This window comes from Thiomicrorhabdus sp. (genome assembly GCF_963662555.1).
Taxonomy (GTDB): Bacteria; Pseudomonadota; Gammaproteobacteria; order Thiomicrospirales; family Thiomicrospiraceae; genus Thiomicrorhabdus.
Map to the genome: position 1 here is coordinate 777853 of NZ_OY759719.1, position 12931 is coordinate 790783.

Sequence of the window (12931 nt, forward strand, 5' to 3'; positions counted from 1 at the left end):
AAACTTAACGATGTGCTGATTTAGAGAATTGTGCATAATTGTTGAAATCTATAAAGCAGGTGTTTCTACCTGTTTTTGTTTTTGAATCAAAGGAAGGTTTCCATGCTGGAAATTTTTGGCACACAGATTAATTTGAATCCAATATGGCTAACTTTAGAAGTGGCCGCCATGACGACTATTGTTTTGCTGGTTTTAGGGACTCCCTTAGCCTGGTGGATGGCACAGATGCGTTCATCTAATAAAGTTATGCTAGAGGCATTAGTGGCTTTGCCGTTGGTTTTACCGCCAACCGTATTAGGTTTTTATATGCTAATTATTTTTAATCCAAACGGCATGGTTACACAGTTTTTACAGTTCTTTGGATTTGAAGGCCAATTAACCTTTAGTAAGGCGGGTTTGGTTATTGGTTCAGTTTTTTACTCTTTGCCATTTGCCGTTCAACCACTTATGCATGCCTTTGAATCGATTCCTCCTCGTTTATTAGATGCGGCAGCGACTATGCGAGCCTCATTTTTAGATCGCTTTTTTACCATTGTGGTGCCGCTTTCACAACGTGGTTTTTTAGTTGCCGCGACCTTAACTTTTGCGCATACCGTAGGTGAATTTGGTGTGGTATTAATGATGGGAGGCAATATTCCTGGGCAAACAAGAATGGTTTCAATTGATATCTTTGACCATGTTGAAAGCATGGAGTATGACCAGGCCCATATATTATCAGGCATGATGCTGGTGTTTTCGTTGGCAGTATTAATTTTGGTATATGGCGTGAATCGTCGCTTTGGCGTAAAGGTAGGTTAGGGCGATGACGGAGTCAATAAAACAACCAATAAAACCGCCAATGATAAAAGGCAATTTACAATTAGATTTAGGCGGGTTTGCCCTTGATAGCGGTAATTTTGAAATTCCACTACAAGGTGTGACGGTACTGTTTGGACGATCAGGCAGTGGTAAAAGCACCTTATTACGAGCCATTGCAGGTTTAGATAAACGAACTCGTGGGCAGTTAACGGTAGAAGAACAAATTTGGCAACAAGAGAGCAAATCCATGCCTGCCCAAAACCGTAATATTGGTTTTGTATTTCAAGATGCTGCTCTGTTCCCGCATTTAACGGTTCGCCAAAACTTAGAGTACGGCATTAAACGTTTACCCAAAACAACCAGGCCTGCTGATTTTGACGATATTGTGCAGCGTGTGGGTATTAGCAAGTTATTAGATCGTAAAGTCACTTATCTTTCGGGTGGAGAGCGTCAACGTGTAGCTATCGCTCGCACCTTGTTAATGCGTCCTAAGTTACTCTGTATGGACGAACCTCTTTCGGCACTAGATTGGCGGGCCAAAGCTGAGTTACTTGCATTAATTGAAGAGGTGATAGAACAGTACAATTTACCTGTGTTGTATATCACTCATGCTCCTGCCGAAGTTGAACGTTTAGCTGATCGAGTGGTGTTTATGAAGGCAGGGCAGATTGAACACATGGAAACATTACAACAAGCCTTGGCTCGTCCCGATTCACCATTGTTTGATGAGCAAGGCGCGGTGTCTGTCTTAATGGGAACTCCTCAGCAAGTTGAAGATGGTTTGCAGTGTATTCAAATTAACCAAGATATTGACAAAAGTTGTGAGCAATCATTATGGGTGGCTGAACACTTATTGGTTCAAAAACCTCAAGTCAGAGTGCGAATCTTAGCTAGAGATGTCAGTATCGGTTTAGCTGATCCACAGAATTTAAGCATTATTAATCATCTTAAAGCTGAGGTGAGTGAGTTGATTCCGCAAGGCAAACATAAGGTTCTTGTGCGTTTATTGTTGGCTGATGGTCAACACCTGTTTGCCGAAATCACAAAGAGCTCAGCTAATCGTTTACAACTTTTACCAGGCCTGGTCGTTTTCGCTTTGATTAAAACGGTGGCAATGACAGAGTGATGTCATTCGTCATTAACGGTCAATGAGATTGATGGTTACGCCTAAATCAGCTGGTTTAGCGTGATAAACCGAACTCAATACAATGCCATCAACCCCTGTTTTAGCGTAATCTTGAATATTTTGTGGTGTGATGCCTCCAGCAATAATAATTGTGAGTAGCGGGTATTGAGCTTTTAATTGTTTTACCCATTGAGCAAGTTGGTTGAGCTCGATTTTATCAAATTGAATCAGATCAGAACCCGCTTGAGCGGCTTGTATTGCTTGTTCTAAGGTATCGCATTCAATTGATATTTTTTTCTCGCAGGCGGCCGTTTTAATGAGCGGGATTTGTTCTGCAATAGCATCCCGACCACCAATGATATTAAGATGGTTTTCAAACACCAAAATGGTTTCTGATAACCCTAAACGGTGGGGGTGAGCTCCAGCGGAGAGAATCGCTTTAATCATCGGTTTTTTCATTCCCGGTAAGTGTTTACGAGTCACCAATAATGGTATGTCACTAACTGCCTGTACTTCGGCAACCATTTGAGCGGTTTGTGTAGCAATCCCACAAAAATATTCTAGTAGGTTCATGGCAACTTTCCAGCCACGGTGTAATGCATCTGCACGGCCTTTGATTTGTAAAATGATTTTCTGAGATTCGACGTCTTCTCCAGAAGGTAGTTGTAGACAGACTTGTGCTCCTAAAATTTCAAAAATACGTGCGGCTTCTTCCATTAAGGTTAAGCGTGTAGCGTGCCGAGTGCGAACCGTCAATATTGCCTGTTGTTCATGAATCTCTAGAAGATGGCTGGTTAAATCAATGAGCGGAGCATCTTCATTAATCCAGGCTTCAATTTCGTGTGTTTGAAAAAATATCATACGGTTCCTCAAGATTGGTGTTTTTGATAGATGTTTGAAAATAATTAGTAATGAGGGGAAATACAAAAAAAGCCCGAGTTAAGTCGGGCTAAAGGTGTTAAAGCAACAAAGAAAAAACTAGAAATTATTCAACCGCAAGCATAACGCTACTGGCTTTTATGAATGCATAGGTCTCTTTACCTACGGTTAAGCCGAGGTTATCGGCAGAACTTTTGGTAATAATCGAGGCGATTTCAACACCAGGAGCAACTTCAATCACCACTTCGGTATTTACCACACCTTCGTGGATGCTTTTTACAATGCCCTTGATTTGGTTACGTGCACTAAATTTCATCTATTTTCCTTCTTGATGAAAAGGTTTTGTAAAGCTTAAAGCACCCAGAGTATCTGAAGTTCTGGGCAAAGTCCTTTTGATAAATGACAGAAAGCAAAAGGGTCTATAATTTATTAAGCTTACATACCTAAGTATACTTTTGTATATAACGAGTTTTGTAAAAAAACCTCAAGGATTTATGAGGTTGAATACTCAATATGTTGTTTAGTACATATCGATGTAGTAATTAGAACATATTCATATTGTTTGTTTCAAGGCTTTTATTAAAAAAATAGCACGAACTTTATAGATTAGCTTGGCATGGCGGTTTTTTGTTCAGCTTTTTAAACGGTTTTCTAAATGGATTCTCAGGCGTTTTTCAATATCTATAATGATGTAAATACTTAAACCAGAAAGTATCACAGCACCCCATTGCAGCAACGAAAGTGGTGCACTGCCAAATAAAGTATTCATTGTGGTGGAATGAGTAAATAGAATTTGAATGAATACCATTGTGCTTACGCCTGCTAGTAGCCAAGGGTTTGAGAAAAAACCTATTTTAAACATTGAAAAGCGTAAAGAACGGCAATTAAAGAGATAAAAAATCTCGCCAAATACAAACATGTTTACCGCTAAAGTACGAGCAGTTTCTAGACTGTTGTTTGTGTATATTGCCCAATTAAATAAGCCATAAGCTCCTGCTAGCATTAATGCACTCACGGTTAAGATACGAATCGCCAGTTCTGGATTAATAATAGGTGAATTGGGTTTGCGTGGTTTGCGAGTCATTAGACCTGGCTCTTTATTTTCAAATGCCAGCATTAATCCTAATAACAATGCAGTTGTCATATTAATCCATAAAATTTGAACGGGTGTAATGGGTAGGGTAAGACCAAAAATAATGGCGGTTAAAATGACCAAACCTTCCCCTGCATTGGTGGGCAAAGTCCAAGTGATGAATTTGACCAGGTTATCAAAGACCGAACGGCCTTCTTCAACTGCAGCTTCAATGGTGGCAAAGTTATCATTCGTAAGAATCATATCTGCGGCTTCTTTAGCTACTTCAGTGCCTCCTAACCCCATAGCAATACCGATGTCAGCTTGTTTTAGAGCAGGGGCATCATTAACTCCATCGCCTGTCATAGCAACAACATGGCCTTTAGATTGCAATGCCTCTACCAAACGTAATTTTTGTTCTGGTGTCACACGAGCAAATACTGCAGAATTTTCAGCGACTTCAATGAGTTCACTGTCACTGAGTTGTGCAAGCGAATGTCCGCTATAGGCATAGTGTTCGTCTGTTTTGTTTGCTGTGCCTTTTAAACCTATTTGTTTGGCAATGGCTGCTGCAGTAGCAACATGGTCGCCGGTAATCATTTTCACATGAATGCCTGCTGCTTGACACGCTTTTACTGCAGAGATGGCTTCTTGGCGAGGTGGATCCATCATGGCTTGTAAACCCAAAAATATTAACCCAGTACTCAGTTCTTCATGAGTGACGTTTTTTGTTTCAGCAGAAACGATTTTTTTAGCAAAAGCTAATACTCTTAAGCCTTTGGATGCCATTAAATCAATTTCTTGATGAATGCGATCGGTATCAAGAGCAATGATTTGATTGTGATTGCTTAAGGCGTTTTCACAGCGTTTTAATATGCTTTCAACAGAACCTTTAATGTATATGACTGCTCGGTTTGTTTCTTCTTGAGTTGAAGTTGCTAAATGATGCAGAGTAGCCATATATTGGTGCTGTGACTCAAACGGCAAAGTGTCTAACCTGGGATAGGATTGATTCAGCTCATCTGTGTTGAACTGGCCTTTTAAAGCTGAAGAAATTAAGGCGGCTTCAGTTGGATCACCCTCAATCATCCACTGTTGTGCTTTTTCATAGATTCTAGAGTCATTGCACAATAAGCCAGCTTTAAGGGTTTCTGAAAGGGCTTTATGTTCACTGTTAGCGGTTAAGGTCTGAAAGGATTCTATAGGTTGTCCGTTGTTTAATATCTCTCCTAGTGGGTTGTAGCCAGTACCGGTTATCTCATAATGTGTTTGGTCAGTATAGATTTGTTGAACCGTCATTTGATTTTGGGTCAGAGTCCCTGTTTTGTCAGAACAAATAACGGTGGTGCTACCTAAGGTTTCAACTGCAGGCATTTTTCGGATAATGGCATGACGTGCAGCCATTTTATTGACTCCTATCGCGAGCATAATAGACATAGCCGCAGGTAAGCCTTCAGGAATCGCACCAACCGCTAGAGCAACTGCCGCCATAAAGGTTTCAAGCAAAGGCTGTCCGTGAAACCAGCCTATAGCAAAAGTGAGGCCTGCTAAAAGAAGTATTATTTTTAAAAGTAGTTCACTAAATTCAGAGATTTTTTTGGTTAATGGTGTGGCTAAGGTCGTAGCATTATTGATAAGCGTATTGATTTGGCCAATTTCTGTGCTATCACCTATTTCAACCACGATACCTACCGCCGTTCCATAGGTAACCAGGGTTGATGAGTAAGCCATGTTTTTTCGGTCGGCTAAAGAGGTTTCTAATGGGAGTGGCTGTAAATCTTTTTGAGATGGAACCGACTCACCCGTTAAGGCCGATTCATCCACTTGTAACTCTCTGCAACGTACCAAACGTAAATCAGCAGGAACCTTATCACCAGATTGAAGTAAAACGATATCGCCTAAAACTAACTCTTGGGAAGGAATGGTAACTTTTGTACCCGCACGCAAAACGGTTGCTGACCCTTCCATACTTTGAGATAGAGCCTCAATGGCTTTTAATGCTTTTGATTCTTGAATAAAACCAACGATGGCATTAACTAAAATAACGCCAAAAATAACGCCGCTATCAACCCATTCTTGCAAAAGAAAAGTGACGATGGCTGCGGCTAAAAGAATATAAACAAGTGGTTGATGAAATTGAAGTAAAAGCAGAATAAGAGGGCTTTTGCCCTTTTGAGGAGTAAGTCGATTAGCACCGTATAACAGCTGACGCTCTTTTACCGTGAGTAAATTCAAACCTGTGTGACTATTTGTCTCCAGCAAGTTATCCATCTCTGATAATGGATGATGATGCCAGTGCTTCTCTCTTAAGTTATCCATATCGACTGCAAATTCCATTAATAGTCATTTGTGATGTATCTGTCGTTTAATCATATCAACTTTATATGGTTAGAGAGAAGGTGCTTTTTGGTTTTTTAGTTAAGTGATTATTTTTTCTGGCATTTTGGGCAAAAATAGCTGGCACGTTGATTAAGAATAATACGCTCAATTAGGGTGCCGCAAACGGTACAAGGTTTTCCAGCTTGGTCATAGACATTCAGTTTTTGAACAAAATAACCGGGTTTTCCATCTGGAGACATAAAGTCTTTAAGTGTGGTGCCGCCTTGTTCAATGGCTGCTGAAAGTACTCGTTTTATATTGCTAACTAATAACTCACATTGCTTTTTAGTCAGTTTACTAGCCATGGTTTGGGGGTGAATCTTACTCATAAATAGAGATTCATTAGCGTAAATATTACCAGCACCTACGGCAACTGCACTGTTCATGATTAGGCTTTTAATGGCTACTTTGCGGTTGCGAGTTTTTTCATAAAAGTATTGGCCATTAAAATCATCTGTTAAAGGTTCGGGTGCTAATTTAGCCAGGAGCTTATGCTGTTCAACTGAACCAGCTGAAGCAGGGTGCCAAAGTACTGAACCAAAACGACGGGGATCATTTAAACGCACTAAATATCCGTTTTCTAAAATGATATCTACATGGTCATGTTTCAGGGCTGGGGTATTTTCGGGTAAAACTCGGAGGTTGCCAGACATGCCTAGATGAATAAGTAGGGTGCCTAACTCTGTTTTGAGTAATAAATACTTGCCTCTTCGATCTATAGATTGAATGACCAGGCCTGGTAATTTTTTAGTGAGGCTTAAATCAACTGGCCAGCGTAAGCTAGCATTACGCACTACAAAGGCTTTAATAGTTTGCTGATTGGCCTTTGGAGTAATGCCTTTTCGTGTGGTTTCTACTTCGGGTAATTCTGGCATGGTAACTATTTAATTTAATGAAATTGACAATATTGTAAACAAAGCGAAAGCAAAACGTCAGATATCCGTAAATCGATACATTAAGGTTTAGGCATAAAATGTGTTTAGTTTTAGATAATCAACAAGTTATTGACTATTTGGCCGATAACATTAATAAGATAGTGAGTAAATGGAGGCTAAATGTCTAATTCAAATTATTTAGTAGAGTTTAATGGTAGTGATTTTGTCGTTTTATTTGGTGCTCGGGTTGTAGCGGCTTTTGCCAATTGTGAAGAGGCATTTGAGGCAAAACGTTCTTTTGAAAATAGACCTGTTTTAAGTCACTTTGATAAGACCCCGCCAGCAATGCGGGCAGCCAAAGCAATTTATTATGGTCAAAAAATGCTGTAGTTTTTGTTTTACCCCACAATGTTTATGGTGATTTTGATTTCATTTATTTAAAATCTTACATATACTAAGTAAATGACACGGAATAACAACCAAATAAATAATGTATTTCAACCATTTAAAAGGTTAATGTGTGCCTTTGTTAAATCTGTTTTATTGGTTAGTTTTTCTGCTTCCGTCTTAGCAAGCCAATCGTCAAATAATCTATTACCAGCACCAGCATCATCAAAGAGCTTTGAAAATTCGCAAAGCCTAACTCCTATCAGTGTTCAAACAAATTGGAATCATCAGTTTCAATTTGCAGGTTTTTATGCAGCTAAAAAACAAGGCTATTATAAAAAAGCGGGTTTAGATGTCACAATTAAAGACTGGAAATCTGGCATCAATGTGGTTAAAGAGGTGATTGAAGGTCGGGCTGATTTTGGAACTAGTAAGGGTGATGTATTGGCTAATTATGCCAAAGGAGATCCTGTATCTTTGGTTATGGCATCATTTCAATTTTCGCCACTAGTTTTGTTGTCGCATGAGCCGATTGACGATCTTTCTCAATTATCTGGTAAAACGGTTATGTATCATAATGGCTTACAGATAAGTGGCTTACTTAACAAAGCAGATTATATAGTTAAAAGCCCAATAAAAAGGCTAGCAACTTCAGGAGATATAAATGACTTTGTGAATAACAAAGTAGATTTTTATGCCGCCTACACAACTAATGAGCCTTATCGCTTAAAAAAGAGAAATATCCCTTTTTATCTTGTTGACCCTAAAGGCTATGGTGTCCAAAATTATGGTGATTTGGTGATTACCACTCAGCAAAATGCAAATTTTAATCCATCTATGGTTGAAGCATTTAAAAAGGCCACAATAAAAGGTTGGCAATATGCCATCGCTCATCAAGACGAGATAGTCGACTACATAATAAAAAACTATTTAGTAGTTAAAGATAGGGAATCATTATTGGCGGAAGCACGTGCCACAACGCAATATGTAAAAACTGGCGATACTCCAATAGGTTCAGTTGATCCAATCAAATTAATGTCAATGGCGGCGACTGTAAAAGACATTGGCTTAATAACTGATCAAGAATTTTCGGCAATCAAGATGCAAAACTTTATTTTTGATGCTAGCCGAACTACCTATAGTAAAGAAGAGTTGGATTATTTGCATCAACATCCTGTAATTACTATAGGTACGGATCGTGATTGGGGGCCATTTGAGTTTTTTGATTCTGTAAATGGTTATAGTGGTATGTCTGCCGATTACTTTAAACTTTTTGAGAAAAAATTAGGCGTTAAGTTTAAACCAGAATTTTCTGATTCTTGGGCAAGCGTTACTCGTTTAGCAGAACAGGGCAAAATTGATTTGTACACTTGTGCAGTCGCTACCCCTGACCGTGAACAATATATGCGATTTACTAAGCCATATCTCTCGTTTCCTGTGGCTCTAGCGGCGACAGAAAAGTCGGCTTATGTTGGGGATTATTCGCAACTAGAAGGTTACACAGTTGCGGTGGTTAAAGATTATTGGTCACATGAGTTTTTAAAAACACACTATCCTAAAGTTAAACTGATGGTAGTACCTAATGTGGTTGATGGGTTATCAGCTGTTATAGATGGGCGTGCTGATGGTTATTTAGGCAATTTGGCAGTGATTAACTTTAATATTCGTAAGTTTGGCATGGAAGGGATTCGTATTGTTGGGCAGTTTCCACACCACTTTGAATTGGCTATGGGTGTGCAAAAGAGTGAACCGATTTTGTTTAGTATTATGCAAAAAGCCTTAGCCTCGGTGACAAAAGCCGAGCGAGAAGAGATTTTTTCTCGTTGGGTTAAGCTTAAGGTTGTCAATAATTTAGATACCAAGCAATTACTGCAAATTTTAATTCCTACTCTTCTTATTATTTTTGTTCTGTTAGTGTTGTTGATGGTTTATGCCTATCAAAAACGTAAACAAAAAGAGTACATTCGTGAAATTTACGAACTCTCATTAGCCACTGAAATCGATTTAAATTCTCGTACCATTATTTGGGCAAGTAAATCTTTTATGAAATTAACCGGTTATAGTCATCAAGAATTAAAAGGGATGTCTTATTTACAATTGGCACGTGAAGATATTCCTACGGAGTTTGTTGAGCATATACATGCTCTATTAATGTCCGGCAGTACCTGGGTTGGAGATGTTGAGGCTAGAAAAAAAACGGGAGAGAGTTACTGGATAGAACTAACCCTAACACCTAATAAGAACCTTTGGGGTAATGTTAATCGTGTTTTGGCAACAAGGGTGGATATTACTGATAAAAAACGGATTGAAAAATTGTCTGTAAGCGATGTGTTAACGGGGTTGTTTAATCGCCGTCATTACAATGAAATAATTGAGTTAGAAATACGTCGCAGTCAACGAGAACACCTGGCTTTAGGGTTAGTAATGTTAGATATAGATTTCTTTAAAGCCGTAAATGACAATTATGGACATCAGCAAGGTGACCTGGTTTTAAAACAAATTTCTAACGTGTTAAAAGATGCCTTTAACCGTGCAAATGATCATGTGTTTAGGGTTGGTGGTGAAGAGTTTATGGTGATTTGCCGTTTTAAAACTCAGCAAGATTTTGAGACATACTTGAAGAAGGTCTGTTTACAGGTTGAGGCATTAGCTATTAAAAATGAAGGGGCTATAAATGATGTGGTCACCATTTCAGTAGGCGGTGTATATTCAGAGCCATCTAGAGAACTAAATGCTGAAGACTTGTTTAAAACGGTTGATCTAATGTTATATGAAGCTAAACAAAATGGACGTAATCAGGTAGTTGTCTATACACCAGATAAAGAAGCTTAAGCTTTAAGGTTTTAACTATCCTTGGTGGAATGGAAGAAATGTATCAGGTTGGGTTTATTTTAGGCATAAAAAAACCCGGTCTTTTGAACCGGGTTGGTCTCAAATCTATCTGGGTAAGACTTATTTGATTTTTGCTTCTTTGAACAAGACGTGTTTACGAACTACTGGATCGTATTTCTTGATCTCGAATTTTCCAGCCATGTTCTTTTTATTTTTATCAGTTGTATAAAAATAAGCAGATTCAGTTGACTGTAATTTGATTTTATCGCGCATGGTTAGTCTCCTTAGACCTTCTCACCACGTGAACGCATATCTGCGATCACAGCGTCAATTCCGTTTTTATCAATGATACGCATACCAGCTGCAGTAACGCGTAACTTAACAAAACGACTTTCAGCTTCAGACCAAAAACGATGCGTGTGCAAGTTTGGTAAGAAACGACGACGAGTTTTACGGTGAGAGTGAGAAACATTGTTACCTACGACAGGACGTTTTCCTGTAACTTGGCATACTTTAGACATTTCACAATCCTTCTTAAAAACAGTTTTTGAACCCCAAGAGGGACTCAAATAAATAAAAATATTCGAATATTTCTATATTCATAACGCTATGTGGGTAACGTTAAAAATAAGAAGCGGAATTATCCATAAAAGTAGAGTGGATTGCAAGTTTATTTCCTATTTAAATTGAATAACCTACATAACTAAGCTTCTAATTTGCATGAAAAAAATAATTAATGATGAGTAATAGGCTCAACGACCCCAGTTTTTTCATTGATTGGCACAATATCCCAACTGGTTGTTATTGGTCTTACATGGGCATCACGACCAAAAATATAGCTTTGTTCATCTACAATCACTTTATAGGCTTTGTTTAGCATTAAAGCTCGCTCTTTTGATGGAAGTAAAAGGTGTCCAATATCTGTATGGAGCACTTTAAGCTCTTTGGGTTTGATATTGCCTTTTTCATCAAAAAACTTTTTGGCGACTTCATTGTTATTACGGAATTCATTGCCTGAGTGGTTGTTTAATAAATATTCAGTGTATTGCCAAGTTCCATCGTTAAACTTGGGTTCAGGTAGACCGTGTAAACTCTGTTGTGTCCAGTGTGTCCAAGTGTTTTTTAGGTCTTTAGGATTGATTTTTCGAGCAAAAGAAAAACCACTGTCGGTGGTTGCGCCAATGCCTGAATGACAACCTATACAATACAGTGTCTCTTCAAAACTCTGTGGCCTCAGGTCGCCTTTTTTATCTTCTATAAAGGCTTGGTAAGCCCAGCCTAGTCCATTTAGCATTCCTGCTTCAGAATTGCCCAATACACGGCGTAAACGCTCAGGAAAGTCCCTGAGTTCTTTTACTTCAGATAGCGCGGCATTATTTAATTGGCTATAAGTGTTCCAGTTGGTTTTAATACCGTAGCGTAACTCTTTAAAACGATTAGCCATAATTGGCCTACCTGCGTTATCTATATCCATATAGCGTACCGAATGTAAAAATTCAGTACCTATTGGGTAAAGCCCAGCGGCTAGATGTAGCTGGTTTTGCTCTAACAATAGTTTAGCTTGACCAACATAAGACATAAACTTGCCTTCTTTTGGGGCCCAACGGTAAGTAATTTGATGGCTTATATCTAATTTGCCATTACGGTTCAGATCAACACCGTATTGTGTTTCATCTGTGGCGCTAATCTCAACATCTTTGCGTTGGATCACCGACTCTAGAATGGCTAAGTTTAATTTATAGACGGCAAGATTGGGCTTGCCTTGCTCATCATTTCTAAAAGGTTCTGCCAAGCGAATCAGTACATCGTTTGTACTGCCGTTAGTTGGCCAAAAAGTGCCAAAAAACGGTGTGTAGGTAAATGCTCTCCATCCAGTAAGTTCACCATTGGGTTTGTGGTCAAACCCTTGGTTATCAAAGTTATAATAGCAATCGGGTGTATATCCATTCCATTTTTTATCGCCGTTAACATCCCACTCTTTTGGCACTTGAGCCATTTTTTCGGCAAGAATAATTTGATTGTTTTTATCTAAGTAGTTAGAGGTACGAACGTAGTTGAGAATGTCACTATCAGATATTTGTGCTACTTGCTGGCTTCTGTCTTTAAATAGGTTTGTCCAAGGGTTTTGTCTAGTTGATTCTCTAAAACTGTATTCAAGCTGTAAGTCTGCATCATCAATAAAGTTGGGACTTTGCGGCGTTGTGTGGCAGCTAAAGCAAGGGTTGTGTACCTTACCTCGAGTTGATTTTGTTTTTGTATAGCATTGCGATGGAATGTAGGCTCCAGCAGTATTGATAATTTTATTGTTTAGTAATTCAATCTTTTGAACGTGCTCAATGTTTTGATTCGCTTGAGCATATTGAGATAATACTAATCCACTTAGCGCCATGAATAGCGTTTTGACAATAATATTATTTTTTGTTTTTTGTTGATTCATAGAATGATTCATAACGGGATTCCAGCATGTTTGTTAAAAGCGATTTAATAAACAAAGGCAAAATCTATTGCGGGTGGTTTGTTTATTAAATCGCTCTATCGAATTGTACGATCGAGCAATGTGATATAAAAAAGCCTTGTTGGTTA

Annotated in this window: 11 protein-coding genes; 4 read left to right on the forward strand and 7 right to left on the reverse strand. The window is 38.7% G+C overall.

The window, feature by feature from the left end; genetic code table 11:
- Positions 1-102: 102 nt before the first annotated feature.
- Together modB and modC are read left to right on the forward strand one after the other, a co-directional pair.
- Positions 103-798: a molybdate ABC transporter permease subunit gene (gene modB / locus ACORJQ_RS03235; protein ID WP_321325962.1), complete on the forward strand. Its 696-nt coding sequence runs from the start codon at positions 103-105 to the stop codon at positions 796-798.
- Positions 799-802: 4 nt separating this feature from the next.
- Complete coding sequence (gene modC / locus ACORJQ_RS03240) at positions 803-1924, forward strand: molybdenum ABC transporter ATP-binding protein (protein ID WP_321325963.1); 1122 nt, start codon at positions 803-805, stop codon at positions 1922-1924.
- A gap of 12 nt (positions 1925-1936) precedes the next feature.
- On the opposite strand, the gene modD is transcribed toward modC, so the two are convergent.
- The 4 genes from modD to mutM form a co-directional block, all read right to left on the reverse strand.
- On the reverse strand, positions 1937-2785 hold the full coding sequence (gene modD / locus ACORJQ_RS03245) for a ModD protein (protein WP_321325965.1): 849 nt from the start codon (positions 2783-2785) through the stop codon (positions 1937-1939).
- Between the two features lie 124 nt (positions 2786-2909).
- The gene (locus tag ACORJQ_RS03250) at positions 2910-3119 is read right to left on the reverse strand and encodes a TOBE domain-containing protein (protein WP_321325966.1); all 210 of its coding nucleotides are present in this window, start codon (positions 3117-3119) and stop codon (positions 2910-2912) included.
- Between the two features lie 315 nt (positions 3120-3434).
- A complete protein-coding gene (locus tag ACORJQ_RS03255; protein ID WP_321325968.1) occupies positions 3435-6212 on the reverse strand; it encodes a cation-transporting P-type ATPase in 2778 nt (925 codons plus the stop codon).
- An 89-nt stretch (positions 6213-6301) separates the two neighbouring features.
- Positions 6302-7129, reverse strand: coding sequence for a bifunctional DNA-formamidopyrimidine glycosylase/DNA-(apurinic or apyrimidinic site) lyase (mutM, locus tag ACORJQ_RS03260; protein WP_321325969.1), 828 nt, complete (start codon positions 7127-7129; stop codon positions 6302-6304).
- 180 nt (positions 7130-7309) lie between these two features.
- Here mutM and ACORJQ_RS03265 point away from each other — a divergent pair, with 180 nt between their 5' ends.
- Entirely contained in the window at positions 7310-7519 is a 210-nt protein-coding gene (locus tag ACORJQ_RS03265; RefSeq protein WP_321325971.1) for a hypothetical protein, read from the forward strand.
- 126 nt (positions 7520-7645) lie between these two features.
- Positions 7646-10348, forward strand: a complete 2703-nt coding sequence (locus tag ACORJQ_RS03270; protein ID WP_321325973.1) for a diguanylate cyclase — start codon at positions 7646-7648, stop codon at positions 10346-10348.
- Between the two features lie 120 nt (positions 10349-10468).
- Here ACORJQ_RS03270 and rpmG read toward each other — a convergent pair whose 3' ends face one another.
- The 3 genes from rpmG to ACORJQ_RS03285 all read right to left on the reverse strand — a co-directional run bounded on the left by rpmG (position 10469) and on the right by ACORJQ_RS03285 (position 12797).
- Positions 10469-10621, reverse strand: coding sequence for a 50S ribosomal protein L33 (gene rpmG, locus ACORJQ_RS03275; protein WP_028485767.1), 153 nt, complete (start codon positions 10619-10621; stop codon positions 10469-10471).
- Between the two features lie 11 nt (positions 10622-10632).
- Positions 10633-10869 carry a 50S ribosomal protein L28 gene (rpmB, locus tag ACORJQ_RS03280; protein WP_029408318.1) on the reverse strand — a complete coding sequence of 79 codons (237 nt, stop codon included), beginning with the start codon at positions 10867-10869 and terminating at the stop codon, positions 10633-10635.
- A 212-nt stretch (positions 10870-11081) separates the two neighbouring features.
- Entirely contained in the window at positions 11082-12797 is a 1716-nt protein-coding gene (locus tag ACORJQ_RS03285) for an Aq_1262 family (lipo)protein (protein ID WP_321325977.1), read from the reverse strand.
- Positions 12798-12931 lie beyond the last annotated feature (134 nt).

Excerpts from the sequence above, each read along its gene's own strand:
- modD (WP_321325965.1), bottom strand. The coding sequence starts at position 2,785 with ATGATATTTTTTCAAACACACGAAATTGAAGCCTGGATTAATGAAGAT.
- ACORJQ_RS03265 (WP_321325971.1), top strand. The coding sequence starts at position 7,310 with ATGTCTAATTCAAATTATTTAGTAGAGTTTAATGGTAGTGATTTTGTC.
- modB (WP_321325962.1), top strand. The coding sequence starts at position 103 with ATGCTGGAAATTTTTGGCACACAGATTAATTTGAATCCAATATGGCTA.
- ACORJQ_RS03255 (WP_321325968.1), bottom strand. The coding sequence starts at position 6,212 with ATGGAATTTGCAGTCGATATGGATAACTTAAGAGAGAAGCACTGGCAT.
- rpmG (WP_028485767.1), bottom strand. The coding sequence starts at position 10,621 with ATGCGCGATAAAATCAAATTACAGTCAACTGAATCTGCTTATTTTTAT.
- ACORJQ_RS03285 (WP_321325977.1), bottom strand. The coding sequence starts at position 12,797 with ATGAATCATTCTATGAATCAACAAAAAACAAAAAATAATATTATTGTC.
- ACORJQ_RS03250 (WP_321325966.1), bottom strand. The coding sequence starts at position 3,119 with ATGAAATTTAGTGCACGTAACCAAATCAAGGGCATTGTAAAAAGCATC.
- mutM (WP_321325969.1), bottom strand. The coding sequence starts at position 7,129 with ATGCCAGAATTACCCGAAGTAGAAACCACACGAAAAGGCATTACTCCA.
- ACORJQ_RS03270 (WP_321325973.1), top strand. The coding sequence starts at position 7,646 with ATGTGTGCCTTTGTTAAATCTGTTTTATTGGTTAGTTTTTCTGCTTCC.
- rpmB (WP_029408318.1), bottom strand. The coding sequence starts at position 10,869 with ATGTCTAAAGTATGCCAAGTTACAGGAAAACGTCCTGTCGTAGGTAAC.
- modC (WP_321325963.1), top strand. The coding sequence starts at position 803 with ATGACGGAGTCAATAAAACAACCAATAAAACCGCCAATGATAAAAGGC.